This is a genomic window from Novosphingobium sp., from assembly GCF_025351285.1.
Lineage (GTDB): Bacteria > Pseudomonadota > Alphaproteobacteria > Sphingomonadales > Sphingomonadaceae > Novosphingobium.
This window is the reverse complement of sequence record NZ_JANXWG010000042.1, coordinates 1-24,614: the sequence shown is the minus strand read 5'-3', so window position 1 is coordinate 24,614 and position 24,614 is coordinate 1. Positions and strand designations below refer to the sequence as shown.

Sequence of the window (24,614 nt, the reverse complement as noted above, 5' to 3'; positions counted from 1 at the left end):
ACTGGCCTCCGTCTTGGCAATGACCACCCGGCCACAGCGCCGGGCGCGTTTGCAGACTACCCGCGTTTGTCCAGGTCCGCATCCAGCGTCACGTCGTCATCGAGTTGTACGCCCACGCTGTTGAGGAACATCGAGACCATCGTGTACTGGCCCACGGTGAAGATCAGGGCAAGCCGCCCGGCCTCGCTGAAGTGCGTGCAGAGCGCCTGCCAGCCCGCGTCGTCGATGAAGTGATCGGTCACCAGGGCGTCGGTTGCGGTCAGCAACGCGCGGTCGGCCTCGTCCCAGGCCGGATCGGCGGCGCCGACCTTGATCGCGGCGATTTCGGCTTCGCTCATCCCGGCATGGCGCGCGATCGGAACGTGACGGGCCCATTCATAGCCAGCCTTGCACAGATACCCGGTGCGCAGGATCGCGATCTCGCGGCGGCGGGCGCCCAGCGGGTTGTCGTTCGAGAGCACATGCCCGCCCCAGACCAGAAACGCCTTGAGTGCCGCCGGATCGCGCGCAAACGTGCGGAAGATGTTGTAATCGCGTCCACCGGCGCGGAAACCGGCCAGCACTGCTTCCTGTTCGGGGCTGAGATCCGCATCGGCCAGCGGGGCCAGGCGGGGCTCGGTCAGGCGCATTGGTTCATGATCCCTTCGGCACGATCTTGCGAATGAGGCCTTCCTGCGCGACTTCGGCAACCAGCCGGCCATCCTGGGCAAAAATCTTGCCCCGGTTGAAACCGCGTGCGCGGTCTGCCCAAGGGCTGTCGCAAGCGTAAAGCAGCCATTCGTCTGCCTTGACATCGGGATCGTGGAACCAGATCGCGTGATCCAGGCTCACGCCCATCAGGTTGCCCAGCGTCCATGACAACCCGTGCGGCAGCGCGCAGGTGCCCAGCAGCGTCATGTCGGTGGCATAAGCCAGCACCGCGCGGTGCAGCTTGGGATCGTTCGGCAGCGGCGCGGCGGCGCGGAACCAGGTGTTCGATACCGGTGCGCTTGGCTCGGCGCCCATCCAGTGGCGCGGCTCAAGGTGGCGCATCTCGATCGGGCGCGGGATCAGCATCATCTGGCGCACGTGTTCGGGCACGCTGCTGGCATATTGCTCGCGCAATTCGGCCTCGCTCGGCACCGCGTCGGGCGGGAGCACATCTGGCATCGTGTCGCTGTGGTGCACGCCCTGCTCGCGGCGCTGGAACGATGCCGACAGCGTGAGGATCGGACGCACTTGCCCATTGGCCTGCTGACTGGCGGTGACGCGACGGTTGGAGAAACTGCCGCCATCGAGATCGCGATCGATGCGGAAATCGATCTCGTGGTCCTCGTTCCCGCCGCGCAGGAAATAGGCATGGAGCGAGTGGACCGGGCGTTCTTCGTTTCTATTGGCATCGGCCACGGTGCGCTCGGCCGCGGCGAGCGCCTGCGCGATCACCTGCCCGCCGAACACGCGGCCCACGCCGCCCGGCTTGCGGCGGCCGGCAAAGTGATCGTCACCGGTGGGTGTAACGTCGAGCAGGCGGATCAGTCCGTCGACGAGTTGTTCGGGCGTGGCAGTTTCAGACATGCAGCGGCCATGAAGCGCCGCTTGGCCCGGGTCAACTTGTCAGCGCTTCAGGCCACGTGTCGCAGCACCGGGTAGATCGAGGCGACCAGCAGGGCGGCGGCGCAGCGGTTGAACAATTGCAGGCGCGCCGGATCGCCAAGCCATGTGACCAGTCGGCTGCCGACAAAGGCCCACAGGCTGACCGTCGGCAGGTTGATCACGCCGAACACAGCGGCCACCAGCGCCATCGTCGCCGCGCTGCGATCCTGCCCGCAATAAACCGCAACACTGGTCAGCGCCATCGACCAGGCCTTGGGATTGACCCACTGGAACAGCACCGCCTGAAGCGCGGTCATCGGACGTGCAGCGGCAGCCGGGCCCACCCCGCCAACCGGAGCCACCGAAGTGGCGATGCGCCAGGCGAGATAGAGCAGATAGGCCACGCTGGCGATCTGGAGCACCCCGAAAGCATAGGGCACTTGCTGCAAGGTCGTTGCCAGCCCCAACCCCACCAGAAACACCATCAGCGTGAAGCCCGATGTCACGCCCAGCATATGCGGCAGCGTGCGTCGGAAGCCGAAATTGGTCCCCGACGCCATCAGCATGAGATTGTTGGGCCCCGGCGTGATCGACGAGACAAGGGCGAAGCCGGCAAGGCCGACCAGGAGCGCGGGGGTCATCATCCGCGAAGAATATCGCATTTGATGCGGAAAATCCTTGTAAATATTGCAGTAAATGCCGATAAACTTGCAACTTATGGATCAAATCGATCGCATAGACCGCAATATATTGCGCGAGCTGACTGCCGACGGCAGAATCACCAACACCGAACTGGCCAGCCGCGTCGGCTTGTCGGCTTCGGCCTGTTTGCGGCGCGTGCAGGCGCTGGAACTGGGCGGGGCGATCCTGGGATACCGCGCCGTGGTGTCCCCCGAGGCGCGCGGCGTGGGGTTTCGGGCATATGTGGCGGTGGGGCTGTCGCGCCATACCAAGGCGGAGCAAGCGGCGTTCGAAGCGGCGGTGGCCAAGGCGCCCGAGGTCCGCGAATGCCACAACGTCACCGGCTCGATCGAATATCTGCTGCGCGTCGAATGCAGCAGCATGGCCGCCTACAAGCACTTCCACACCGAAGTGCTTGGCGCCTTGGCGCAAGTTGCGACGCTGACGTCCTATATCGTCATGGAGTCGCCAAAGGACGAACGCGACTGAACTGCGGAAACGCGCGGATCAAGCTTTCCCCAACCGCCCCAACTCAATATCCGCCAGCTTGCCGAACACCGCACGCCGCGCAAAGCCGCCGATCGCCACCGAGAGCCGACCGATCGGCCGACGTTGTTCCCACAGCGAATCGATCATCGGGTGGTCGGTGGCGGCGCAACTGTCGGTCCAGTCGATGGTCTTGCGGTCGAGCATTGCCAGGTTTTCAAGCTGGAGCAGCACGCCAGGCGAAAAGCGCGCAAAATCCTCGTCGAACGCGGTCTTGAAGCTGAACGCGCCCGGCGCACTCAGAAAGCTGGCGAGCATCGCAATCGGCCTGCCATCCAGCGTCAGGCTCAGCCGTTCGAGCTTGCCGCGCGCTGCGGCTTCGGCCAGCGCGCCACGGAACAGCACGGCGGTGCCGGGCACGGCGGCCAGCGCGCTGCCTTCGCGGCCCTTCCAGCCGCGCGCTTCAAGGCTGAGGAACGCGTTGATCCATTCGTGAATGCCCTGCGCGTCATCCTGCCGGACCGTGGCGACGGTGCCTAGTTCCGCCAGCCGCGCCTGCTGGCGGCGCAGTTCCTTGCGCTTCTTGCCCGGCAAGGCGTGGGCCAGATAATCGACCGGCGCCATGGTCGAGGCCAGCATCGCGCGTTCCTCGCGGCGGACCAGCGCGATGCGGCGGCGCTGCGCTGCGCAAGTGGCGAACAGTGCATCGGCCAATCGCGTATCGAGCGGCATCGCGGCAAGATGAAGGAACAGCGCAGCCCCTGGCTTGGCATCGGCGCGCGCCAGCAGCGCCTGCCAGAACGCGGCCTCCTCGCCGTATTGCACCAGCGGTGCACCCAGGAAGCAATTGGGGTGCAACCACGATGCCAGGTGCGGCAACGGCCAGCGCGAATAGCGGCGGGCGCGCTCCACCGGCAGCAGTCCGATCAGTTCACCGGCGCGTTCGAACCGCACCAGCTTGACCCGATGGTGCGGATCGAGCGCTTCGAGTGCCGGTTGCAGAAACCAGCGCTCGAAGAACGGATTTGGCGTGGAGGCGAATTGCGCAAGATGGTCCCAGTGCCGCGCCGCGAGCGGATCGTGCGCGCTCCAGTCCTGCCAGGTCTGCGCCATCGCGTGCATTGGCGCGGCGTTTGTCGGCGAGCGCGACGCATCGCGCCTGACGCCGAGGCCAGCTTCTGGGCCGGCGCCGGATGGCCAACGCAAAAGTCCGGCAAGTCCTGTCATGTTTCGTGAAGCCCCGTTGCGTAGCCGCGTTTTAGCCCCGCAGAGCAAAGCGAGTGTTAACGTTGGTGCCATTTTGGCGGCAAGCCGCTCCACCCGGCCATCGCCAGCGGCCGGCCCGCCGGTCAATTGCGATCAGGTCGGGCTTGACCCCCGGTGGCCAGCGGGTGCAGCCTTGTCCTCCCGTGATCGTTGGCACGGGCAAAGATCGTGGGAGAACACCATGAGCGAGGCGAACGATGAGCGTCGAGAGGACGACGATCCGCGCTTCCAGGTCCTGGTCGGCTGGAGTTCGCAGGATTTTGGCGGACGGATCGTGCTGCGCACCGAAACTTTCGAAGGCGGCAAGCCACATCGGCCCGAAGACCTGACGCACACGCACCTGTTCATGACTCACGAACAGGCGACGCTGCTGGCCAATTACCTGTTTTTGCTCACCGGCCAGTCGCGCCCTGAACCCCGCCGGAAGAAGCGGGGTCTGTTCGGGCGTACGGTCTAGATCGCCATCACCAGCGTATCGTCGGCGCGGGGTGCTGCGGGTGCGAACGATGGGATCGGTTCGAACGGTTCCTCGGTCAGCGCCACGTCTGCCAAACCGCCGAGCTTGAAGTGGCCGAGCCTGGGCTCATTTTCGGGCCGTGCATTCTTGGTCATGTTCCAGGCGCCGACGAACAGATCGCCATGCCGTTCGAACAGCAGGTGCGGTGCCAGCTTCATCGTCACGCCGTTGTACTGCGCGGTGACCACGCGGCGGCGGGCTACCGCTTCGAGCAGGGCCATGCGGGTTTCGGTCATGCTGTGTGGCGTCCTGGGCAGGTTTCGGGCGAGTCCGAGCATCAATTGTGCGTTGCAGCATATTGCTCATCTGTTGCCGAGGCAAGAGCGTATCGACACATATGAAAACCCCGCCCGGATCGCTCCGGACGGGGATATATTCGCGCCGGGCCTCGCGCCTATCCGGCGTTCTGGCTGACGGTAACCGTGCCGTTGGTGCCGGCCTGAGTGATGGTCGAACTGTTGAGGTCCGCGCCCTGCGTCACCGTGGCGGTGTTGGTCGAGCCCGACTGGATCACGCTCGAACTGTCGCTCACGCCCGATTGCGTGATCGTGGCGCCGTTGTTGTCGCCGCTCTGCGTCAGCAGCGAGGTTTCGCTGGCGCCGCTCTGCCGCACCGTGGCGCGATTGGTCGATCCCGACTGGATCAGCGAGGACATTTCGCCGGGCTTGCCTTGCGTGATCGAGCCGGTGTTGCCCGTGCCCGACTGGAGCACGTAGGAACTCCCTCCGGTGTTGCCGAACTGGATCACGCTTGCCGAATTGCCCGAACCGGGCTGGAGCACGGTCGAGTTGACGCCAGACGAACCTTGCTGGATATCGGCCGTGTTGCGATTGCCGCCCTGGTCGATCAGGCTGGTCTGGCCGACCAGGCCTGTGCCGCTGCGATACTGCGCCACATTGTCCGATCCGGCCTGAAGGATCTTGGTATTGTCGCCGCCATTGCCTTGTGTGGTGGCGGTGGCGCGGTTGCGGTTGCCCGCCTGCTCGATCAGCGAAACGTTGTCATAGGCAATGTCGGTGTAGGTCGCCTGATTGTCCGAGCCGAATTGCAGGATCGTCGACTGGCCTGTGCCCGCGGCCAGGCCGCTCCCCGCAGAGGCGTTGGCAATGTTGCGATCGCCGCGCTGATCCACCAGCGAACGGCCGCGGGTTTGCAGCGAGACCCTCGCCACGTTGGCCGTGCCGATCTGGTCGACTTCGGAAACGGACGGCCCGGATTGCTGTGTCACGATCGCGCCGTTGATGGTGCCGCCCTGGTTGATCAGCGATGTGGACCCGCTGGACAACTGGACTACGCGCACTTCATTGCCGAAGGCGGTGAAGCCGCGCGCACTGAACGAGCGATTGACATCACCCGGAATCTGCCGCTGCCCGGTCTGGTTGATGACCGACTTGTTGTCATCACCGCTTTGCACCACCGCCGCGATGGTGCCCAGGTTGGCGTTGAGCGAGCCCTGACCCATCGTCCATTCCGACGTGTTGCGCGAACCCGATTGGGTGACCGATGCGCGCTCGTTCGTGCCCAGCATGGTGACCGTGGACTTGTTGCTCGCCCCGCTTTGCACGACGCTGGCAACATTCTTCAGGCCAAGCTGCGTCACGTCGCTGGCGTTGCCGCTCGATGACTGGGTGATCGAGGCGGTATCGGCGGTGGCGCTGCCCAGCCCGCCATCGGCCTGAACCACGTTGGAGCGGTTGGCCGAACCCGTCTGGGTCAAGTTGACGATGTTGCCGTTGCTGGACTGGCGCACGGTGGAAAAATGATCGGACCCGGTCTGGCTGGAGCCGGTCGAATCGTTGTCACCGGTCTGGCTCACCTGGCTGAACGCATTGTTGCCGCCTGTCTGGGCGATGTTGGCGGAAGCCGTTGCGCCAAGCTGCGTGATGAAGCTTTGCGCGTTGGTGCCGGTTTGCAAAACGTCGCTGGTGGTCAACCCTGTGCCCGCCTGGTAAACGTCGGACAAATTGCCGGCCGAGCCATTGGTGGCAGCCTTGAGGGCATCGCCCTGCGTCACGTTGGCCACACCGAAATTGCCGGTCTGTGTCACGGTCGAAACCTGCCCCGAATCGCGCTGGGTAATCGTGGCACCGTCGCCGTCGCCGCTTTGCACCACGGTGGATTGGCTGAAGCTTTGTGCATTTTGCGAAAGCTGGTCGAGCGTAACCAGGTTGTTTTAGCCGCTCTGCGTCACGAACGAACGGGCCACTGGTTTGGTCAGGCCCGGTGCGGCCCTGCCATCATCACCCTGCACGATCTGCGCTTCGTTGGTATCACCGCTTTGTGTCACTTCGGAAGCGACGCCGATGGCGCCGGTCTGGGTGACGACGGCAAGGTCTTTCGTGCTCGATTGCGTGACGATCGATGTGCTGTTCGCCGCAGGCTGGTTGATCGTGGCGCGCGCGCCGGTTCCGGTCTGGGTGATGGTGGAGGCATTCCCGCCGGGAATGGGCCCGGCCACGTCCGCGATGGCAGGGGCGGCGCAGGCAAGAACCATCGCGGCCGGCGCGGCCGAGAGAAACAGCTTCAATTTCATGGATGCCTCGATTTGAAAGATACGCTCAATGACCCGCTAATTCCAAACCGGAGCCAAATTTGCAATCCTTTGCGCGACATATATTTGGCACGCCCGATGTCTTCATTCAGGGCAGAATGGCGACCGGCTAAGTAGTCAAACGGAATGGCCCCGCCCGGATTGCTCCGGACGGGGCCATCTGCTCAACCCTGAAGGCAGTTTTAGCCGACCACGTGCCGCGCCAGCGCGGCGAGCAGCAGCAGCGCCACGATGTTGGTGATCTTGATCATCGGATTGACCGCGGGGCCGGCGGTGTCCTTGTAGGGATCACCTACCGTGTCGCCCGTAACGGCAGCCTTGTGGGCTTCTGAACCCTTGCCGCCGTGGTGGCCGTCTTCGATGTACTTCTTGGCGTTGTCCCAGGCACCGCCGCCCGAGGTCATCGACAGCGCCACGAACAGCCCGCCGACGATCACGCCGAGCAGCAGCGCGCCCAGCGCCGCAAAGGCCTGCGCTTGCCCTGCCACCATGTTGATGATGAAGAACACCGCGATCGGCGCCAGCACCGGCAACAGCGAAGGCGCGATCATTTCCTTGATCGCGGCCTTGGTCACCAGATCGACCGTGCGCGCATAGTCCGGGCGGCTGGTCCCGGCCATGATGCCCGGGTCCTTGGCGAACTGGTCGCGCACATCGATCACCACGTCGCCCGCGGCGCGTCCCACCGCGGTCATCCCGAAGGCCGCGAACAGGTACGGAAGCAGCGCGCCCAGCAGCAGGCCCACGATCACGTATGGGTTCTGCAGGCCGAAATCGACCACCATGTTGGGGAAGAACGCCTTGAGGTCGGTGGTATAAGCGGCGAACAGCACCAGCGCGGCAAGGCCCGCCGATCCGATCGCATAACCCTTGGTCACGGCCTTGGTGGTGTTGCCCACCGCGTCGAGCGCATCGGTGCGCTGGCGCACGTCATCGTCCAGCCCAGCCATTTCGGCGATGCCGCCGGCGTTGTCCGTTACAGGACCGTAAGCGTCGAGCGCCACGACCATGCCCGCCAGCGCCAGCATAGCGGTCGCCGCGTAAGCGATGCCCAGCAGGCCCGCCAGCTTGAACGCCACGATGATGCCGGTGACGATCACCAGCGTCGGCAGCGCGGTGGCTTCGAGGCTGATCGCCAGACCCTGGATCACGTTGGTGCCGTGGCCCGTCTCCGAGGCCTTGGCGATCGAGCGCACCGGGCGGTAATTGGTGCCCGTGTAGTATTCGGTGATCCAGATAATCAGCCCGGTGATGACCAGCCCGACCAGCGCGCAATGGAACAGCGCGTGGCCGTCGATACCGGTCTCGCCGATCTTGGCGCTCATGTCGCCGAGCATGTGCTGGATGGCCCAGTAGATCGCGCCGACCGAGGTCACCGCCGTTACCAGGAAGCCCTTGTACATGGCGCCCATGATGTTGGTGCTGCCCCCCAGGCGGACGAAATACGTGCCGAGGATCGAGGTGACGATGCACACCCCGCCGATCAGCAGCGGCAACGTCATCAGCGACATAAGTGCGGGTGCGGCGATCTTCACGGTGAGCGCGGTGAGCACCATCGTGGCGCCCACAGTCACGACATAGGTTTCGAACAAGTCGGCCGCCATGCCGGCGCAATCGCCGACGTTGTCACCCACGTTGTCGGCGATCACGGCGGGGTTGCGTGGGTCATCCTCCGGGATTCCGGCCTCGACCTTGCCGACGAGATCGGCGCCGACGTCGGCGGCCTTGGTGAAGATGCCGCCGCCCAGCCGCGCGAAGATCGAGATCAGAGAGGCGCCGAAGGCCAGCGCGGTCAAGGCTTCGACCACGGTGCGGTCAGCGGTGCCGACGGCGAAGCCGCCGGGCCCGGTCAGCCAGTAGAAGAAGCCGGCAATCGCCAGCAGCGCGAGGCCCGCGACGAGCATGCCGGTGACGGCGCCCGAGCGGAACGCCATGGTCAGGCCGTTCTGCAAGCCTACTTGCGCGGCGGCGGCGGTGCGGACGTTGGCGCGCACCGAAATGTGCATGCCGATGAAGCCCGCAACGCCCGAAAGCACCGCGCCGATCACGAAGCCGACCGCCGAAATCGCGCCGAGGAAGAACAGCACGAGTGCCGCGACGATCACGCCGACAATGGCGATCGTGGTGTACTGGCGCTTGAGGTAAGCCTGCGCGCCTTCCTGGATCGCGCCCGCGATCTCCTGCATTTTGGCGTTGCCGGGATCGGCGGCAAGGATCTGGCGACTGGTGAATATGCCGTAGACCACGGCTAACAGGCCCAAAAGTATCGATAGCAAAATTGGATTCACGTCATCGTCCCCCTTGTTACGCACGGATTTTCCGCGCGAAACGCCCGCTTTGGCGGATCAGGGGCGGAAGCTAGCCGTTATTCAGCGGGCCGCAACCCTTTATGCCCGAGCATTTTGAGTTGTCCCGGCACGGTTCAGAGTGCGCCGTGCTGAAAGCCAAGTGCGCCCACAGGCGCCGACCCATCGAGCAGGACCGGGTGCGGTCCGCGCGCAGCCACGGTGCCGACGCGCGTGGTGGCCGGGTGATCGGGCGCGAAATGCGGCGCCGCCGTAAACAACAACTGGTAATCATCCCCCCAGGTCAGCGCGTCATGCCGGCGCGCTTCGGGCAAGCCCGGGGCGAGTGGGACTGCAGACCCGTCGAGCGCAATCATCACGCCACTGGCCAGCGCCATGCGGCTGGCGTCGAGCAACAGGCCATCGGACACGTCCATCATCGCGCTGACCAGCGGCGCCAGCGCGCGGCCTTGCGCGAGCAGCGGCCTGGGGCGGCGGAATGCGCTGGTGTCGATGCCCGATGCCCCGTCGCGCAGCACTTCGAACCCCAGCATCGCACCGCCCAGCGGCCCCGTCACCCACACCCCGTCGCCCACTTGCGCACCGCCGCGCGAAGGCACCGGCTGGCAGGTCGCGCGGCCCAATGCGGTCAGCCCGATCGCGCGCGCCGATCCGACCGGCGCGCTGACGGTATCGCCGCCGAGCAGCGGCACGTCGAACTCCGCCAGCGCTTCACTCAACCCCGCCACAAACCGCGCATCATCGGGACCGAGCGTGTAGCCGAGCAGCACGCCCAACGGCTCGGCGCCTTTGGCGGCCAGGTCCGACAGGTTCACCGCGACCAGCTTGTAGGCTACGTCCGCCGGATCCTGCCCCGGCAGCCAGTGGACGCCCTCGACCATCATGTCGTGCGTCAGCACCAGCGCTTCGCCGCCGAATTCGAGCACCGCCGCATCGTCGGCCAGTCCGCGCGCGGCGGGGTGCGGGGCCAGCGCACGCAGCGCGGCGATCAAGGCGGCTTCGTTCGACATGGCCGGATCGGTCACCAGTAGTCGCGCATCAATTCACCCGCCCATTGCGGTTCAAGCACTTCGCCGCGCGGCAGGAACGCGCGCATCACCGGCTTGAGGTCGAGCACCGGGGTGCCGTCGATCGCGTCGATCCCTTCGACTTCGACCGTCAGCCCCTGAACGCCGATGATCCGGCACGTGCACAACCCCAACCGGTTCGGCCGGTTCTTGCCGCGCTGCGCGAAGATGCCCACCAGCGGCCAGTCCTGCCGGCCGCGCGGATGGCGCGCCCCGTACTCGATCTTTTCGGGCGGAACCTTGTCGAACACGAAGATCACTTCGAGGTGCGAGAAATTCGCCAGGCCCGCCAGCGCATCGGGCCCGAAGCGCGCGGGGTCGAGCGCGATCGTTGCACGGCTGGCGCCCCAGTTGTCATCGATCGCTTCGGTTCGGCCGCCGCGGACGTGTGCCACGGGGGTCAATTCGAATGGGCTGGTCATGGCATTTCGCCTTCGGGTCGATGGTTCAGGGCTGCTGCGCAAAAGGGCAATTGCGTGTCCTCCCGCGCTGCCATAGGGATAAAGGCGATGCAATTATTCGCTGCCCGCGCTTTCGATCCTCCCGGTGACATTCCCGCCCTGCGCAAACAGGTGCGCGCGCTTGTTGCCGCCCATGAACACCGCTGGACGCTGGAACAGCGCACCAACAACTGGTTCACCTTCGACGCCGAATTCAGCCGCGCGATGGGCGCCGCCGGGCTGGTGGGGATGACCTGGCCCAAGCAATACGGCGGGCATGAACGTCACTCGCTCGAACGCTATGTCGTGCTGGAGGAAATGCTCGCGCTCGGTGCGCCGGTCGGACTGCACTGGATTGCCGATCGGCAGACCGGGCCACTGCTGTTGCGCTACGGCACCGAAACCCAGCGCCAGAAATACCTTCCCGGCATGGCGCGCGGCGAGATTTACGCCTGCATCGGCCTCAGCGAACCCAACGCCGGGTCAGACCTCGCCAGCGTTCGCACCGCCGCGCGCCGCACGCCCGAAGGCTGGCGCGTAAATGGCCAGAAGGTGTGGACCAGCGGCGCGCACCATTGTCACGCCGCGCTCACGCTCGTCCGCACCGAGGAAGGCAGCCAGCGCCACGCCGGCCTTTCACAACTGATGATCGATCTCGATACGCCGGGGATCACCATCCGCCCGATCGTGGACATGACCGGGACCGAGCACTTCAACGAGATCTTCTTCGAAGACGTGCTGCTGCCGTTGGATGCGCTGGTCGGCCCCGAAGGCGATGGCTGGAAGCAGGTCACCGCCGAACTGGCGCTCGAACGGTCGGGGCCGGAACGCTACCTTTCATGCCACGCGCTGCTGGCGGCGCTGATCGATGCGGTGGGGCCTGAGCCCGACGACGCCACCGCGCAAGCGATCGGCCGGCTGACTTCCGAATTGTGGACGCTGCGGCAGATGTCGATGGCTTGCGCCGCCAAGCTGGCCGCGGGTGAAGACCCCAACGTCGAAGCCGCGCTGGTCAAGGACCTGGGCAATGCCTTCGAACAGGAACTGCCGCGCGTGGTCCAGTCGCTGATCACCGACGATCTGGCCGATCATGGCGATCTTGCCCGGCTGACCGCGTGGCTGCTGGTTGCCTCGCCCAGCTTCAGTTTGCGCGGGGGCACGCCCGAAGTGCTGCGCGGGATCATCGCACGGGGGCTTGGCGTAAGATGAGCGAAGCACGTGAGCCGCTGACCGATATGGCCGAAGGGCTGTTCGGCGATCTTGCCGGGCAGGACTTTGCCGCGGCCTGGCCACGGCTGACCGAAGCCGGGTTCGAGACTTTGCTGGTCCCCGAAGCACAAGGCGGCTTCGGCGGCGATTGGGGTGACCTTGCCGTGCTGCTCAAGATCGCCGGTGCCAAGCGGCTCGGCCTGCCACTCGCCGAAACCGTGATCGCGCGCTGGTTGTTGGCGAAGGCCGGGATTGATGCGCCCGATGGCTTGATCACCTTTGCCGCGCAGACTCACCGCGCGCCGTGGGGTCGCCATGCCGCGGCGGTGATCGTGCAATCGGCTGACGGCTGCGCGCTTTACCCCGCCGCTGCCTGCACCTGGGATCACGGCCGCTCGCCGGCGGGCGAACCCCGCGATGCACTGACGCTCACCGGCGACCCGCTGGTGACGATTGCCACCGCAGACGACCTGGCCACGCTGCTCGGCTTCGCGCGCGTGGCCGAAGGCGCGGGCGCGCTCGAAGCCGCGCTGACGCTGACGGTCGATCACGTGTCCACCCGCGTCCAGTTCGGCAAGACGCTCTCGCAGTTCCAGGCGGTGCAGCAGGCGCTGGCGCTGCTGGCCGAGGAAGCCGCCGCGCTGACCATCGCCGCCAACGGCGCTGCCGTTGCGCTCGATGGCTGGGAACAGGGGCTTGGTGCGCTCGCCGGAGCGCTGCCGCTGTTCGAAATCGCCGCCGCCAAGGCACGGCTCGGCCTGGCGGTCGACCGCGGAGTGCCGATCGCGCACCGGCTCCACGGCGCGATCGGCTTCACCATGGAATACCCACTCAACCACCTGACCCGGCGGCTGATGGGCTGGCGCAGCGAATTCGGCGGCGACGCCACCTGGCAGCGCAAACTGGGCCGACTGGCCAGTGCTGGCGGTTCGAAGGCGCTGTGGGAAACGCTGACGGCACGCAGCGATTCGCTGATTCCGCAAGGCTGATTGCGAACCATTCGCAAGTCGGGTGTGAAGTTTGCTGGTTTTTGCGGCTGGTGGGATATTGCCGTTTTTCTGATTTTTTAGAAGGAGTTGATGCGGGGGCCATCGCCCTCGCGCTCCCGGTGTTTTGGTGCCGGGCGTCGCTGTTGCACGCTGCGGCGAGAGGTTCGGATGGGGCCAAGTGGTTGAAATCGAAGCGTTCGTTCGCGCAAGTTCACCAAGTTCTCGCGTATGACGCATGAGACAAGAAGTTGTACCGGGGCTTTGGCCATGCCAATCCCGTTTCCGATCAGAGGGTTGCCGACGATTTCAAGGAGCGCCGACAGGTGTTGCAGGTTTTGGGGGTGTAGGAAAGTCGGCGACGAAACCGTGCGATGGCCCTTTTATTTCACCTGCCTGAATCCAACGGATCGAACCACGGGCATCAAGTCAGGGCCGAGTGCCTGGCCTGGCTGTCCACCAAGCGCGCCTACAATTTCAAGCCTCGCTTAAGGTCATTTGTTCACAGTTGTTTACTTGTTGGAAACGGGAACGCATTAAGCAACAACTGCGGGCGAACCACAAACAATTGCATCAATTCGGTTCAAAATGTCAGCCCGTCGTTCCCGGCGAGCAAAGCAAGCATCTTTCAGCAAGGTTTTGCCATGTCGCGACGCGGTCTCCTGAGCTTTCTGTCTGCGCAGCCCGATCGCGAAACTCCGGAGAACCCGTCGGTACTCTTGTTCGAGAGCCGGTTTCTCAAGAGTTTTGAAGACAGCGGGCGCGGCTGGTTCTGGGCCGCCGACAGCGACGGGCGCTTGACTTATGTCTCGCCGGCGTTTGCGGACCTGGTCGCAAGCGATCGCCCATCCGCCGCCGGCCAGTCGGTGATGGGACATTCGTTCGCCGAACTTTTCGAGCCGCCCAGCGCGGATGCCACAGCGCGCCAGAAGCTTTCGTTCGTGTTGAGCCGCCAATCGAATTTCGACCGTATCACGCAGCAGACCCGCACCAACGATCGCACGCGGTGGTGGGATATTTCGGGCCGTGCGCAGTTCGGCGGTGATGGCACGTTCGAAGGTTACGTCGGCTTCGGCATCGATGTCACCGAACAATTGCAATCATCGCAATCGGCCACGCAATTGGCGCTTTACGACGCGTTGACCGGCTTGCCCAACCGCCTGAGCATGCAGCAGCGCCTGGCGGACTTGTGCGCAGTGCTGCGTAGCCCGGGACGAACTTGCACGGTCATTCTGCTCGATCTGGATCGGTTCAAGGCGGTCAATGATTCGCTCGGTCATGCAGCCGGTGACGAACTTCTGCAGCAGGTGGCGGGCCGTCTGCGCAAGATCATCGGTGATCAGGAAAAGGTGTTCCGGCTGGGCGGGGACGAATTCCAGATACTCCTGGCCGACCGCGACGACATCGACGACCTTGACCATCTCGCAGATGAAATCATCGCTACGCTGTCGCAGCCTTATTCGGTCGCGGGCAGCCGTTGCGTGATCGGCGCTTCGATCGGTATCGCGCGCGGCCCACATGACGGGGCCACCGGCGAGGAGTTGATGCGCAATGCCGATATTGCGCTCTATGCGGCCAAAGGCAATGGACGCGGGTGTTGCTGCTTTTTTGAGGAAGAACTCCACAACCTGGCCGAAGATCGCCGCGCGCTGGAAGAAGATTTGCGCGATGCGGTCGCCAAGGGTGAACTGACCGTATTTTACCAACCGGTCGTGAGCATGCAGACCAGCACCGTCACCGGGGTGGAAGCGCTGGTGCGCTGGCATCACCCTATGCGGGGTTCGATTTCGCCGGCGGTGTTCATACCGATCGCCGAAGACGCGGACCTGATCGAAAATCTCGGCGAATGGATACTGCGCAAGGCCTGCGACGAAGCCGCGGCCTGGCCCGAGAAGATCCGGGTCGCGGTGAACGTGTCGCCGATCCAGTTCGCCAATCCCGCCTTGCCCAACCTGATCGTTTCGGCACTGGCCAATTCGGGCCTGACGCCAGACCGGCTCGAACTGGAAATCACCGAAGGCGTTTTCCTGAGCGAATCCGCCGAAACCGACGCCATGTTTGCGGCCCTGAAGGGGATCGGCGTGAGGCTGGCGCTCGATGATTTCGGCACCGGTTATTCGTCGCTGGGCTACTTGCGGACCGCACCGTTCGACAAGATCAAGATCGACCAGAGCTTCGTCAAGGGCGCTACGCTGCCGGGCTCGCGCAACGGCGCGATCATCGCGGCGATCGTGGCCCTGGCCAGCGCGCTCGACATGGACACGACCGCCGAAGGCATCGAATCCGTCGACCAGCTTGATCTCATTCGCGATCTTGGTGTCAGCCACGTGCAGGGGTATGTTTATAGCAAGCCGATCCCCAACGATGCGCTCAGCCAGCAATTGGGTGATGGCACGTGGTCGATCGAGCCCGAAGGTCCGGCGCGGCAGCGCAGCGATCGCAAATCGATGTATCGCAGGGCCGGCGCGATCCTGGGGTGCTTCTATCACCCGATCCTGGTGCGCAACATGTCGGACTCGGGGGCGTTCATCGAAGGCCTGATCGAGGTCCCCGTGGGCACACAGATTATCGTGGATTTCGGGCAAGGACACTTGACGGTCGCGACCGTGCGGCGCGCCGAGCGGCGGGGATATGGCATCGAATTCGTCGATGCGCTGGTCGATGATGCCGCCGGCGGCTTTTGTACCGCGCATCGCGTCGCACCGTACGACCTTGCCAGCAATGGCGTGACCGCAGCCGCGCAGGCGAACGAATCGCGCAAACTGGATGTCGCCGAACTGCTGGGCTTCGAAGGGCTGGTCGCCAAGCTTGGATTGATCATGCACCACGCCACGGGTGGCAGCGAAGCCGCTGGCGCGGCGCATCAACGCGTTCAGGCGATGTTCGCATCGACCAACCCCATGCAGGGCCTGTCGCTGCTGAACCCGGGTTCGAACAACCGGCGCCAATTGACCGCCGAACAGTGGGAACGCCTCAAGACCGCGGTCGAGGAAAGCAGCAACCCGCAATTGAAGCATATCATCGCGCTGGTTGTATTGACCGGAGCGCGCATGCCCGAACTGCTGGCCGCGCAGTGGGACAATATCGACCTTGCGGCAAGGCTGTGGTCGATCCCGGCTTCGGCCGAGGGCGATGCGCGGCAAGTCGTGCTTCCCAGGGCGGCCGTTGCCATCATCGAACAGCTACCGCGCTTCGAGGCGTGCCGCCACATCCTGGCCAATCCCCGAACGCGCAAACCCTTCAACAGCGTGTACGGAAGCTGGGACGCGGCCCGCAAAAAGGCGGCGCTGCCTGACTTGAGCATCAACGAATTGCGCAAGAGCATCCAGAAGACCTGGTAGCGATTGCCGAACCGCGATTGGCCGGCTCGGCATTGCCGGGGGCGTCGCCGTGTCCTTGCCAATTGCCTTGCTCACCGATCGCTTGACCCGCTGCCCCGCGCGCTTTAACCGTTCGATTAAATCGAAACGGAGTGCGTGATGGCGGTGGCTTATATTGTGGATGCGGTGCGGACGGCGGGCGGCCGGCGCAATGGGCGGTTGGCGGGGGTTCATCCGGTCGATCTGGCGGCGGCCAGCCTCGATGCCATCGTCACGCGGTCGGGCATCGATCCCAAGGCGATCGAGGACGTGATCATGGGTTGCGTCAGCCAGGGTGGGCAGCAGGCCGGGCAAGTCGGGCGCAATGCGGTGCTTGCGGCGAAGACTTTGCCGGAGTCCACGCCGGCGGTAACGATCGACCGGCAGTGCGGATCGTCGCAGCAGGCGGTGCATTTTGCGGCGCAGGCGGTGATGTCGGGCGTGCAGGACGTGGTGATCGCGGCGGGCGTCGAGAGCATGACGCGGGTGCCGATGGGCTCGACCGCGATGTTCCACGCCAAGGAAGGGCTGGGCACCTACAAGTCGCCGGGGCTGGAAGAAAAGTATCCGGGCGTGATGTGGTCGCAGTTCATGGGCGCCGAGATGATCGTGCAGAAGCACGGCTTCACCAAGGACGACCTCGACCGGTTTGCGTTTGAAAGCCACCAGAAGGCGATCGCGGCAACCAAGGCCGGCGCGTTTGCGGGCGAGATCGTGCCGATTTCGATCGAGACGCCCGAGGGCATGACGATGCATACGGTGGACGAAGGCATTCGCTTCGATGCCACGCTGGAGAGCATCGCGGGCGTCAAGCTGATGAGCCCGGATGGTTCGTTGACCGCGGCCAGCTCCAGCCAGATCTGCGACGGATCGAGCGCGGCGCTGGTGGTGTCGGAAGCGGCGTTGAAGCGCTATGGGCTGACGCCGCTGGCGCGTATCCACACGCTGGTGGTGACCGCGGGCGATCCGATCATCATGCTGGAAGAACCGCTGTTCGCGACCGACAAGGCGCTGGCACGGGCGGGGTTGAAGATCGGTGACATCGATCTGTACGAGGTGAACGAGGCGTTCGCCTCGGTGCCGCTGGCGTGGTTGAAACATACGGGCGCCGATCCGAGCAAGCTCAACGTCAACGGCGGCGCGATTGCGCTGGGGCACCCGCTGGGGGCTTCGGGCACCAAGCTGATGTCGACGCTGGTCCACGCACTGCGCGCGCGCGGGCTGAAGTATGGCTTGCAGACGATGTGCGAGGGCGGCGGGGTCGCCAACGTGACGATCATCGAGGCGCTGTAAGCCAAACTAGCAACCCCCGTTCGTGCTGAGCTTGTCGAAGCACTGCTTTTCTTCGGCGACGTTGCAGAAGTGAAAGACAGTCCTTCGACAAGCTCAGGACGAACGGGTTTATTGAGGAACGGAATATGAAACTCGACAACACGGTTGCAGCAGTCGTCACCGGCGGCGCTTCGGGCCTGGGTGCGGCGACCGCGCGCGCGCTGGCGGCCAAGGGCGTGAAGGTTGCGATCTTCGACTTGCAGAAGGACAAGGGCGAGGCGCTCGCGGCCGAGATCGGCGGCACGTTCTGCGAGGTCAACGTGACCAGCGACGAAAGCGTGGACGCAGGCTTCGCCAAGGCGCGCGCGGCGCACGGGCAGGAACGGGTGCTGGTCAATTGCGCCGGCGTTGGCAACGCGGTCAAGACCGTCGGCCGCAGCAAGGAAGACGGTGCGATCCGGCATTTTCCGCTCGATGCTTTCAATTTCGTCATCCAGATCAACCTGGTCGGCACGTTCCGCTGCATCGCCAAGTCGGCGGCGGGGATGCTGACGATCGATCCGCAGGGGGATGGTGACCGCGGGGTGATCGTCAACACTGCCAGCGTGGCGGCCGAGGACGGGCAGATCGGCCAGGCGGCTTATTCGGCGTCGAAGGGCGGGGTGGTCGGCATGACGCTGCCGATCGCGCGCGACCTGATGAACGAGGCCATCCGCGTCAACACGATCCTGCCCGGCATCTTCGAAACGCCGCTGCTGATGGGCTTGCCGGAACCCGCGCGCATCTCGCTCGGCCAGCAGGTGCCGCACCCCAAGCGACTGGGCCAGCCCGCCGAATATGCCGCGCTGGCGATGTGCATGATCGAGAACGGCTATTTCAACGGCGAGGACGTGCGGCTGGATGGCGCGATCCGCATGGCACCCAGGTAAGTCCCGGGTCGATGGGGGAATACACGCAGATCCGCTACGAGGTGAGCGAGGGCATTGCCACGCTCACGCTCGATCGGCCGGCGAAGATGAACGCGTTCACCAACGTGATGATGGACGAGTTGATCGACGCGTTCGATCGCACCGATGCCGATGACGCGGTGCGCGCGGTGATCGTCACCGGGGCGGGGGATCGCGCGTTCTGCGCGGGCGCCGATCTCACCCCGGCCGACGGGCGCGTGTTCGCCTCGTCCGAAGTGGTGAGCGATTTGTCCGATCCCGCCGTGCGCGATGGCGGCGGCAAGCTGACCTTGCGCATCTATCAATCGAAAAAGCCGGTGATCGGCGCGATCAACGGGGCGGCGGTCGGCATCGGCGTGACCATGCAGTTGCCGATGGACATCCGCCTGGCGTCCACCAGTGCGCGCTTCGGGTTCGTGTTCGCGCGGCGCGGAATCGTGCCCGAGGCGGCCTCGTCGTGGTTCCTGCCGCGCATTGTCGGGCTGCCGCAAGCGCTCGAATGGTGCATGACCGGGCGGATCTTCGGCGCCGAGGAAGCGCTCAAGGGCGGTCTGGTGCGCTCGCTCCATGCGCCTGATGCGCTGATGGATGCGGCGCGCGGGCTGGCGCGCGAGATTGCCGACAACACCAGCGCGGTGTCGGTGGCGATGACCCGCGCGATGCTGTGGCGCCTGTCGGCGACCGAGCATCCGATGATGGCGCACCGGATCGACAGCCGCTCGATCTATCGCCTGTCCAAAGGCAAGGACGCAGCCGAGGGCGTGCAGAGCTTCCTGGAGAAGCGGCCACCGGTCTATCCGGGCAAGGTTTCGGCGGACATGCCCGACTTTTATCCCTGGTGGGACGAGCCAGGCTACGAATGAGCGAACCCGCAGCTCCCTTCGCATCGTCGACCGTCCCGCTGCCCGGTGAAGCCGCCGGCGCGCGTGCGCTGCTGCTCGAAACCGCATCCGCGATCATGCGCGAGGGCGACCAGGTCGATATCTCGCTGTCCGAACTGAGCTTGCGGTCGGGGCTCAATTCGGCGTTGGTGAAGTACTATTTCGGCAACAAGGCCGGGCTGCTGACGGCGCTGCTCGATCGCGACATGGAGGCGATCGTCAAGACCGTCGACGCGCTGGTCGAAAAGGGCGGGATGGACCCCGAGGCGAAGCTGCGGCTGCACATCTCGAAGGTGGTCGATACCTATTACGCCTTTCCTTATCTCAATCGGCTGCTGATGCGGCTGGTGCGCGAGAGCGACGATGCCGAGGCCAAGCGCATCGCCGCGCGCTACCTGACGCCGCTTTACCACGCCTATGACCTGTTGATCGGCGAAGGCATGCGCGCGGGCGTGTTCCGCCAGATCGACCCGCAATTGTTCTATTTCACGCTGACCGGCGCGTGCGACCGGTTCTTTTCGGCGCGGCTGGTGCTGCGGCATTGCTTCGACCAGGACACGCTGACTGACGAATTGCGCGACCGCTATCGTGAGCACACCATCGATATCATCATGGCCGGAATTCTGGCCAGAAAACCGTAGCGTCGATCGATCGTTGTCCGCTGGCTTGCCGATGTGAAATATTGCGACGGAAACTGCGGCAACGTTGCAACAATCGATAACAAACTGACACTGATGGGCTTGCCTTGACGCTTCGTTTCATGGGAAACGAAACCCATGCCCGGGACCACAACACGCCTCGCCGACTTCCTGCCTTATCGTCTGGCGATCACGTCCAACGCTGTCAGCGGGGTAATCGCGAGTGAATATGGCGATCGCTTCGGTTTGCGCGTGCCCGAATGGCGCGTGATGGCCGTGCTCGGCGATGCCGGGCGCTTGACCCAGCGCCAGCTTGTACGCGCCACGTTGATGGACAAGGTGGCGGTCAACCGCGCGTGCAAGCAGCTTGAAGAACGCGGGATGCTGGCGCGCTCGCCCAATGCGGCCGACGGGCGCTCGCACCATCTCGCGCTGACCGACGACGGCGTGTCGATCCATGCGCAGATCTGGCCGCAGGCGTTCGATACCACCGAACGGATCTTTTCCTGCCTGAGCGAAGCGGAGCGCGAGATGCTGCGTCGCACGCTCGACAAGGTGTTCGAAGCGGTGGCGGATCGCGAAGCCAGGCAATCCGAGAACGACGAAGCCTGATACCAGCCTGTGGAAACGAGATCGGCCGACCCGTCGCCGGGCCGGCCTTCTCCTCGTCCCGAGCTGGTTTTACCTGAATTCCTAAACCTTGCGGTGCAGGAAGTTGTCCGAGATCGAACAGGCTGCCGGCCCCAGGATCACCACGAACAGCGTCGGCAGGATGAACAGGATCAGCGGTATGGTCATGATCGCGGGCAGGCGTGCGGCCTTTTCTTCGGCGCGCATCATGCGTTCGTTGCGGAATTCGGCCGAGAGCACGCGCAGCGCCGAGGCGAGCGGGGTGCCGTATCGTTCGGTCTGGATCATGGTGGTGACCACGCCCTTCACCGATTCCAGGTTCACGCGGTAAGCCAGGTTCTCGAAAGCCATGCGGCGTTCGGTCAGGAACGACAGCTCGATCGCGGTGAGCTGGAATTCGTCGCCCAGTTCGGGGTAGGCGCGGCCCAGTTCGCGGGCGACGCGGCCGAAGGCGGCGTCGACGGTCAGGCCGGCTTCGGCGCAGATCACCAGCAGGTCGAGCGCGTCGGGCAGGCCCTTGCGGACTTCCTTGGTGCGCTTGCCGACCAGGTTGCCCAGCCACAAGTCGGGACCCTTGTAACCCAGGATGACCATCGCTGCGAAGCCCATGAAGCGCTTGAAGCTGCCCCATTCGGGGAAGTAGTTGATCAGGTAGATCATCGTGGCAGCCGCGGTGCCGAGCACGATCGGCCCCACGAGGCGGCCGAGCACGATGGCCACCGCGTATTCCTTCTTGCGGATGCCGGCTTGCGCCAGCTTGCGCGTGATGTCGGCAAGCTGGCTGTCCTGGAGCACGCTCAACTTTGACAGGAAGTCGCGGATGTTGTCGGTGGTCTGGTTCTTGCGGACCAGCGAGACGCGCTTCTTGGCCGAATTGACGATGCCGGCCTTGAGCTGCTCGCGCCGTTCGTTGAGCGCCTTGACGCGCTTGGCCATGGGGTCGCGGATCGTGACCGCGGCGTAGACCGCCATCATCGAGGCCAGCGCCGCGACGAACACCAGGATCGTGCCGACCCAGATGACGTCGAAGCCGAGGAGCATGGGATGGGGAGCGGGGTTCATGATGGATGTGTCCTCGCGCTCAGATTTCGAAGTTGATCATCTTGGCCATGATGAATCCACCCAGCGCCAGCCAGATGAAGGCACCGATGCCCATGCCGATCAGGCGCTCGTCGATGAAGAACTTGCCCATGTAGGTCGGGTTGATCGAATAGATCAGCGCGAACACGATGAACGGCAGCGATCCGATAATGTAGGCCGAAGCCTTCGATTCCGAACTCATTGCCTTGATCTTGAGCTTCATCTGTGACCGCTTGCGCAACACGTCACCCAGGTTGGCGAGCGTTTCGGCCAGGTTGCCGCCGGTCTCGCGCTGGATGGCGAGCGTGATGCAGAAGAAGTTGAATTCGGCGATGCCCATCCGGTTGGCGGTGTCCTGCAGCGCTTCTTCCATCGTCTTGCCGATGCGGATGCGTTCGGTGACGAGCTTGAATTCCTCGCCCACCGGGCCCGGCAGTTCGGTCGAGATGATGCCCAGCGTTTCGGTGACGGGCAGGCCCGAGCGCAAGCCCCGGACCATGAGATCGAGCGCGTCGGGGAAGCGGATGATGAACTTGTTGAGCCGCGAATTGATCGTGCGTCCCACCCACATGTGCGGAACGAACGCACCGACCATCAGCCCGGCGCCCATGGCCAGCAGCGGCGCGCCCAGCTTCAGGAATACCAGCATCGTCACCACGATGCCGATCCCGAGCGAGGTGTAGAGGTATTGCGAAACGGTCCAGGTCTTGCCGGTGCGTTTCAGCCGCACTTCGAGAGCGGCGATCCGGCCTTCTGACCCGGCCACCTTGTAGGCAGTCGGTTTGCGGGCGGCGACCGATTTGCGATACTGCGCCTCGACCTTGTCCTTGTCGTTCTGCGAGTGGCGGAAGCGCACGGCCTGCAACCGGCGCGCGCTTTCCTTGGTTACCGACGGTCCGGTCATCGCCGAATAGCCGAGCACGAGCGTGATCATCACACCCACTGCCAACAGCAGGATCTGCACGATAGTCATGGACCTGTCCGCTCCTTTCTCACGTTACCGAGGCCATCCCAAAACGCGCGATCACGCGTTTTCGGCGGCTTTGGTCTTGGCCTTGGTCGACAGCAGCGTCTTGAGATCGATCTTCCCGAGCAGCGACTTCTTCTTGTCTGCCCCCACTTCGGGCACGACTGCGCCGCTGTCGTCGATCGCACCGATCACCGCTTCGCCGATCTCGCGGATCGCAACCGCCGCCTTGGTCGAGCGGTTGGCGGCGATGAAGGTCTGGCCCAGCTTGGCGGCATTGGACGCAGCCTTGACATCGAACGGTACGATGTAATTGATCTTGCGTTCGATCGAGGCTTCGAAATCGGCCTTGCTGATCTCGCTCACGCCCGCGTGGACCTTGTTGGCCACCACGATCGTGCGCGCCTGCGACGCGTTGGACTTGAGCCATGACAGCAGACGGATCGCATCGCGTGCGCCGGCCAGCGTCAGTTCTGTCGTCACCACCACCACATTGATGTCGTTGATCAGGTGGGGAAAGTTGATCAGCATGTTGCGCGGCAGATCGACCACCGTCATCTCGAAAGCCTGGCGGAATTCTTCCTGCAACTGGATGAAGGCGGCGCCATCGGTCATCAGCGGGGCGCTGATCGGCGCTTCGGCCGAAAGGATCGCCAGGTTCTCGTTGGCGCGGATCATGGCGCGTTCGATGAACAGGCCGTCGATGCGGCTGGGGTTGTCGATCGCGTCGGTCAATCCGCGGCCAGGTTCCAGATCGAGCGCCAGCGCGCCGGTGCCGAAGTGGATGTCGAGATCGAACAGCGCGGTCGGCAACGACTTGTCGCTGCTGAACATCCACGCCAGCGAAGTCGCCAGCGTCGATGCGCCGGCGCCGCCGCGCGTGCCGACAACCGCCACGCTGACATGGCGCTTGGCGACATGCGAATCATGGCCGTGGCCGCGCGGCGCGGTGAAGATCGCCTGCGCCTGGACCAGCGTATCGCGCACCACGTTGGGCGAAAGTGGCTTGAGCAGGTAATCGTGGATGCCCGATCCGAGCAGATCACGATAGAGCCGCACGTCGTTGACCTGGCCAACCGCGATCACCACGGTCCCGGGTTCGCAGACTTCGGCCAGCGCGTTGATATCGTTGATCGGATCGCCGCTTTCCGACAGATCAACCATCAGGATGTTGGGGCTGGCCGAGATTGACAGGGATTGGACCGCATTGCGCAGCCCGCCCTTGTTGCACTTCTCGGGCTGCCAGCCCATTTCGATCACGACCGGGCGCAGCACGTCAAGCGCAGCGTCGTCGCAGATATAGGCCGCAAATGCATCGCGGCTGCCTTGCACGGCTGGTTTCCAAGGAGCATTCATGTTCTTACTTCCCACCCTGCGACGATTGTTCCTTCAGGCCTTTTTCGCCCGACGGAGGGGTTGAGCGGTAGCTGTCGATAGCCTTGGTACTGCTCATGACGACCGTCGAACCATCGCTGCTCACGCCGTGCACAAGGTGCGACGGATCGGCGACCATCGCGGCCATGTTCGAATTGACTGCGCAGCCATAGTTGGCGTTGGTCCCGTTACCCAGATTGGTGTCCGAATTGTTCGACCAGTCGGGGCAACCGGGAACCATGGCGGATGACCGGGTCACGATCACACGCACCGTGCCGGGGCTAAGGTCGCCCGGGGTAACCGGAGCATCGCCGCCAACCAGCATGCCATAACGGCCGGCAACGGCTTCGACGGCGCTGCGGGTGGCCGGGCTTTTCATCGGGTC

General features: G+C 64.4%; 24 protein-coding genes. 10 read left to right on the top strand and 14 right to left on the bottom strand.

From position 1 onward, the window contains the following. Positions 1 to 56: 56 nt before the first annotated feature. From Q0R16_RS05125 to Q0R16_RS05115, 3 genes are read right to left on the bottom strand one after another with little or no spacing between them, the layout of a single operon-like run. The gene (locus Q0R16_RS05125) at positions 57 to 629 is read right to left on the bottom strand and encodes a carboxymuconolactone decarboxylase family protein (RefSeq protein ID WP_295632990.1); all 573 of its coding nucleotides are present in this window, start codon (positions 627 to 629) and stop codon (positions 57 to 59) included. Between the two features lie 4 nt (positions 630 to 633). Continuing rightward, positions 634 to 1,554: an acyl-CoA thioesterase II gene (locus tag Q0R16_RS05120; protein ID WP_295632987.1), complete on the bottom strand. Its 921-nt coding sequence runs from the start codon at positions 1,552 to 1,554 to the stop codon at positions 634 to 636. Between the two features lie 47 nt (positions 1,555 to 1,601). Beyond that, on the bottom strand, positions 1,602 to 2,234 hold the full coding sequence (locus Q0R16_RS05115) for a LysE family translocator (RefSeq protein ID WP_295632984.1): 633 nt from the start codon (positions 2,232 to 2,234) through the stop codon (positions 1,602 to 1,604). A gap of 55 nt (positions 2,235 to 2,289) precedes the next feature. Here Q0R16_RS05115 and Q0R16_RS05110 point away from each other — a divergent pair, with 55 nt between their 5' ends. Beyond that, positions 2,290 to 2,742 (top strand): Lrp/AsnC family transcriptional regulator, encoded by a 453-nt coding sequence (locus Q0R16_RS05110; protein ID WP_295632981.1) that lies wholly within the window; start codon positions 2,290 to 2,292, stop codon positions 2,740 to 2,742. 18 nt (positions 2,743 to 2,760) lie between these two features. On the opposite strand, the gene Q0R16_RS05105 is transcribed toward Q0R16_RS05110, so the two are convergent. Next, positions 2,761 to 3,852 carry a GNAT family N-acetyltransferase gene (locus tag Q0R16_RS05105; protein WP_295632978.1) on the bottom strand — a complete coding sequence of 364 codons (1,092 nt, stop codon included), beginning with the start codon at positions 3,850 to 3,852 and terminating at the stop codon, positions 2,761 to 2,763. Positions 3,853 to 4,186: 334 nt separating this feature from the next. On the opposite strand from Q0R16_RS05105, the gene Q0R16_RS05100 reads away from it, so the two are divergent. Further along, positions 4,187 to 4,462 carry a hypothetical protein gene (locus Q0R16_RS05100; RefSeq protein ID WP_295632975.1) on the top strand — a complete coding sequence of 92 codons (276 nt, stop codon included), beginning with the start codon at positions 4,187 to 4,189 and terminating at the stop codon, positions 4,460 to 4,462. Here the strand turns inward: Q0R16_RS05100 and Q0R16_RS05095 are convergent. The 6 genes from Q0R16_RS05095 to Q0R16_RS05070 all read right to left on the bottom strand — a co-directional run bounded on the left by Q0R16_RS05095 (position 4,459) and on the right by Q0R16_RS05070 (position 10,868). Further along, a complete protein-coding gene (locus tag Q0R16_RS05095; RefSeq protein WP_295632972.1) occupies positions 4,459 to 4,758 on the bottom strand; it encodes a WYL domain-containing protein in 300 nt (99 codons plus the stop codon). The two genes, Q0R16_RS05100 and Q0R16_RS05095, sit on opposite strands and share 4 nt — an antisense overlap. A 158-nt stretch (positions 4,759 to 4,916) precedes the next feature. Continuing rightward, positions 4,917 to 6,632: a hypothetical protein gene (locus Q0R16_RS05090; RefSeq protein ID WP_295632969.1), complete on the bottom strand. Its 1,716-nt coding sequence runs from the start codon at positions 6,630 to 6,632 to the stop codon at positions 4,917 to 4,919. 63 nt (positions 6,633 to 6,695) lie between these two features. After that, entirely contained in the window at positions 6,696 to 7,049 is a 354-nt protein-coding gene (locus tag Q0R16_RS05085) for a hypothetical protein (RefSeq protein ID WP_295632965.1), read from the bottom strand. A 206-nt stretch (positions 7,050 to 7,255) separates the two neighbouring features. Continuing rightward, a complete protein-coding gene (locus tag Q0R16_RS05080; RefSeq protein ID WP_295632962.1) occupies positions 7,256 to 9,361 on the bottom strand; it encodes a sodium-translocating pyrophosphatase in 2,106 nt (701 codons plus the stop codon). Positions 9,362 to 9,495: 134 nt separating this feature from the next. Then, a complete protein-coding gene (gene thiL / locus Q0R16_RS05075) occupies positions 9,496 to 10,389 on the bottom strand; it encodes a thiamine-phosphate kinase (protein ID WP_295633018.1) in 894 nt (297 codons plus the stop codon). Between the two features lie 11 nt (positions 10,390 to 10,400). After that, positions 10,401 to 10,868: an SAM-dependent methyltransferase gene (locus Q0R16_RS05070; protein ID WP_295632959.1), complete on the bottom strand. Its 468-nt coding sequence runs from the start codon at positions 10,866 to 10,868 to the stop codon at positions 10,401 to 10,403. An 87-nt stretch (positions 10,869 to 10,955) separates the two neighbouring features. Between Q0R16_RS05070 and Q0R16_RS05065 the strand changes: the two genes are divergently transcribed. From Q0R16_RS05065 to Q0R16_RS05030, 8 genes are all read left to right on the top strand, one after another. Then, positions 10,956 to 12,095 carry an acyl-CoA dehydrogenase family protein gene (locus tag Q0R16_RS05065; RefSeq protein ID WP_295632957.1) on the top strand — a complete coding sequence of 380 codons (1,140 nt, stop codon included), beginning with the start codon at positions 10,956 to 10,958 and terminating at the stop codon, positions 12,093 to 12,095. Further along, entirely contained in the window at positions 12,092 to 13,084 is a 993-nt protein-coding gene (locus Q0R16_RS05060) for an acyl-CoA dehydrogenase family protein (RefSeq protein WP_295632954.1), read from the top strand. The genes Q0R16_RS05065 and Q0R16_RS05060 overlap by 4 nt, the downstream gene beginning before the upstream one ends. A gap of 641 nt (positions 13,085 to 13,725) precedes the next feature. Beyond that, positions 13,726 to 16,422 (top strand): EAL domain-containing protein, encoded by a 2,697-nt coding sequence (locus Q0R16_RS05055; protein ID WP_295632951.1) that lies wholly within the window; start codon positions 13,726 to 13,728, stop codon positions 16,420 to 16,422. A 138-nt stretch (positions 16,423 to 16,560) separates the two neighbouring features. After that, the gene (locus Q0R16_RS05050) at positions 16,561 to 17,733 is read left to right on the top strand and encodes an acetyl-CoA C-acetyltransferase (RefSeq protein ID WP_295632949.1); all 1,173 of its coding nucleotides are present in this window, start codon (positions 16,561 to 16,563) and stop codon (positions 17,731 to 17,733) included. A 125-nt stretch (positions 17,734 to 17,858) separates the two neighbouring features. After that, positions 17,859 to 18,641, top strand: a complete 783-nt coding sequence (locus Q0R16_RS05045) for an SDR family NAD(P)-dependent oxidoreductase (protein ID WP_295632946.1) — start codon at positions 17,859 to 17,861, stop codon at positions 18,639 to 18,641. Between the two features lie 11 nt (positions 18,642 to 18,652). Continuing rightward, positions 18,653 to 19,522: a crotonase/enoyl-CoA hydratase family protein gene (locus tag Q0R16_RS05040; RefSeq protein ID WP_295632943.1), complete on the top strand. Its 870-nt coding sequence runs from the start codon at positions 18,653 to 18,655 to the stop codon at positions 19,520 to 19,522. Beyond that, entirely contained in the window at positions 19,519 to 20,181 is a 663-nt protein-coding gene (locus Q0R16_RS05035; protein WP_295632940.1) for a TetR family transcriptional regulator, read from the top strand. Before Q0R16_RS05040 ends, Q0R16_RS05035 begins: the two co-directional genes overlap by 4 nt. A gap of 135 nt (positions 20,182 to 20,316) precedes the next feature. Continuing rightward, on the top strand, positions 20,317 to 20,790 hold the full coding sequence (locus Q0R16_RS05030; protein ID WP_295632937.1) for a MarR family transcriptional regulator: 474 nt from the start codon (positions 20,317 to 20,319) through the stop codon (positions 20,788 to 20,790). Between the two features lie 81 nt (positions 20,791 to 20,871). Here the strand turns inward: Q0R16_RS05030 and Q0R16_RS05025 are convergent, their stop codons facing one another. The 4 genes from Q0R16_RS05025 to Q0R16_RS05010 all read right to left on the bottom strand — a co-directional run. Continuing rightward, the gene (locus tag Q0R16_RS05025) at positions 20,872 to 21,870 is read right to left on the bottom strand and encodes a type II secretion system F family protein (protein ID WP_295632933.1); all 999 of its coding nucleotides are present in this window, start codon (positions 21,868 to 21,870) and stop codon (positions 20,872 to 20,874) included. Between the two features lie 19 nt (positions 21,871 to 21,889). Further along, positions 21,890 to 22,861: a type II secretion system F family protein gene (locus Q0R16_RS05020; RefSeq protein WP_295632930.1), complete on the bottom strand. Its 972-nt coding sequence runs from the start codon at positions 22,859 to 22,861 to the stop codon at positions 21,890 to 21,892. A gap of 51 nt (positions 22,862 to 22,912) precedes the next feature. After that, a complete protein-coding gene (locus tag Q0R16_RS05015; protein ID WP_295632927.1) occupies positions 22,913 to 24,211 on the bottom strand; it encodes a pilus assembly protein CpaE in 1,299 nt (432 codons plus the stop codon). 4 nt (positions 24,212 to 24,215) lie between these two features. After that, positions 24,216 to 24,614: CpaD family pilus assembly lipoprotein (locus tag Q0R16_RS05010; RefSeq protein ID WP_295632925.1), on the bottom strand; the 399-nt coding region annotated here is incomplete at its 5' end.

Excerpts from the sequence above, each read along its gene's own strand:
- Q0R16_RS05060 (WP_295632954.1), top strand. The coding sequence starts at position 12,092 with ATGAGCGAAGCACGTGAGCCGCTGACCGATATGGCCGAAGGGCTGTTC.
- Q0R16_RS05050 (WP_295632949.1), top strand. The coding sequence starts at position 16,561 with ATGGCGGTGGCTTATATTGTGGATGCGGTGCGGACGGCGGGCGGCCGG.
- Q0R16_RS05045 (WP_295632946.1), top strand. The coding sequence starts at position 17,859 with ATGAAACTCGACAACACGGTTGCAGCAGTCGTCACCGGCGGCGCTTCG.
- Q0R16_RS05065 (WP_295632957.1), top strand. The coding sequence starts at position 10,956 with ATGCAATTATTCGCTGCCCGCGCTTTCGATCCTCCCGGTGACATTCCC.
- Q0R16_RS05120 (WP_295632987.1), bottom strand. The coding sequence starts at position 1,554 with ATGTCTGAAACTGCCACGCCCGAACAACTCGTCGACGGACTGATCCGC.
- thiL (WP_295633018.1), bottom strand. The coding sequence starts at position 10,389 with ATGTCGAACGAAGCCGCCTTGATCGCCGCGCTGCGTGCGCTGGCCCCG.
- Q0R16_RS05025 (WP_295632933.1), bottom strand. The coding sequence starts at position 21,870 with ATGAACCCCGCTCCCCATCCCATGCTCCTCGGCTTCGACGTCATCTGG.
- Q0R16_RS05015 (WP_295632927.1), bottom strand. The coding sequence starts at position 24,211 with ATGAATGCTCCTTGGAAACCAGCCGTGCAAGGCAGCCGCGATGCATTT.
- Q0R16_RS05115 (WP_295632984.1), bottom strand. The coding sequence starts at position 2,234 with ATGCGATATTCTTCGCGGATGATGACCCCCGCGCTCCTGGTCGGCCTT.
- Q0R16_RS05035 (WP_295632940.1), top strand. The coding sequence starts at position 19,519 with ATGAGCGAACCCGCAGCTCCCTTCGCATCGTCGACCGTCCCGCTGCCC.
- Q0R16_RS05095 (WP_295632972.1), bottom strand. The coding sequence starts at position 4,758 with ATGACCGAAACCCGCATGGCCCTGCTCGAAGCGGTAGCCCGCCGCCGC.
- Q0R16_RS05070 (WP_295632959.1), bottom strand. The coding sequence starts at position 10,868 with ATGACCAGCCCATTCGAATTGACCCCCGTGGCACACGTCCGCGGCGGC.
- Q0R16_RS05040 (WP_295632943.1), top strand. The coding sequence starts at position 18,653 with ATGGGGGAATACACGCAGATCCGCTACGAGGTGAGCGAGGGCATTGCC.
- Q0R16_RS05105 (WP_295632978.1), bottom strand. The coding sequence starts at position 3,852 with ATGGCGCAGACCTGGCAGGACTGGAGCGCGCACGATCCGCTCGCGGCG.
- Q0R16_RS05020 (WP_295632930.1), bottom strand. The coding sequence starts at position 22,861 with ATGACTATCGTGCAGATCCTGCTGTTGGCAGTGGGTGTGATGATCACG.
- Q0R16_RS05125 (WP_295632990.1), bottom strand. The coding sequence starts at position 629 with ATGCGCCTGACCGAGCCCCGCCTGGCCCCGCTGGCCGATGCGGATCTC.
- Q0R16_RS05100 (WP_295632975.1), top strand. The coding sequence starts at position 4,187 with ATGAGCGAGGCGAACGATGAGCGTCGAGAGGACGACGATCCGCGCTTC.
- Q0R16_RS05110 (WP_295632981.1), top strand. The coding sequence starts at position 2,290 with ATGGATCAAATCGATCGCATAGACCGCAATATATTGCGCGAGCTGACT.
- Q0R16_RS05030 (WP_295632937.1), top strand. The coding sequence starts at position 20,317 with ATGCCCGGGACCACAACACGCCTCGCCGACTTCCTGCCTTATCGTCTG.
- Q0R16_RS05055 (WP_295632951.1), top strand. The coding sequence starts at position 13,726 with ATGTCGCGACGCGGTCTCCTGAGCTTTCTGTCTGCGCAGCCCGATCGC.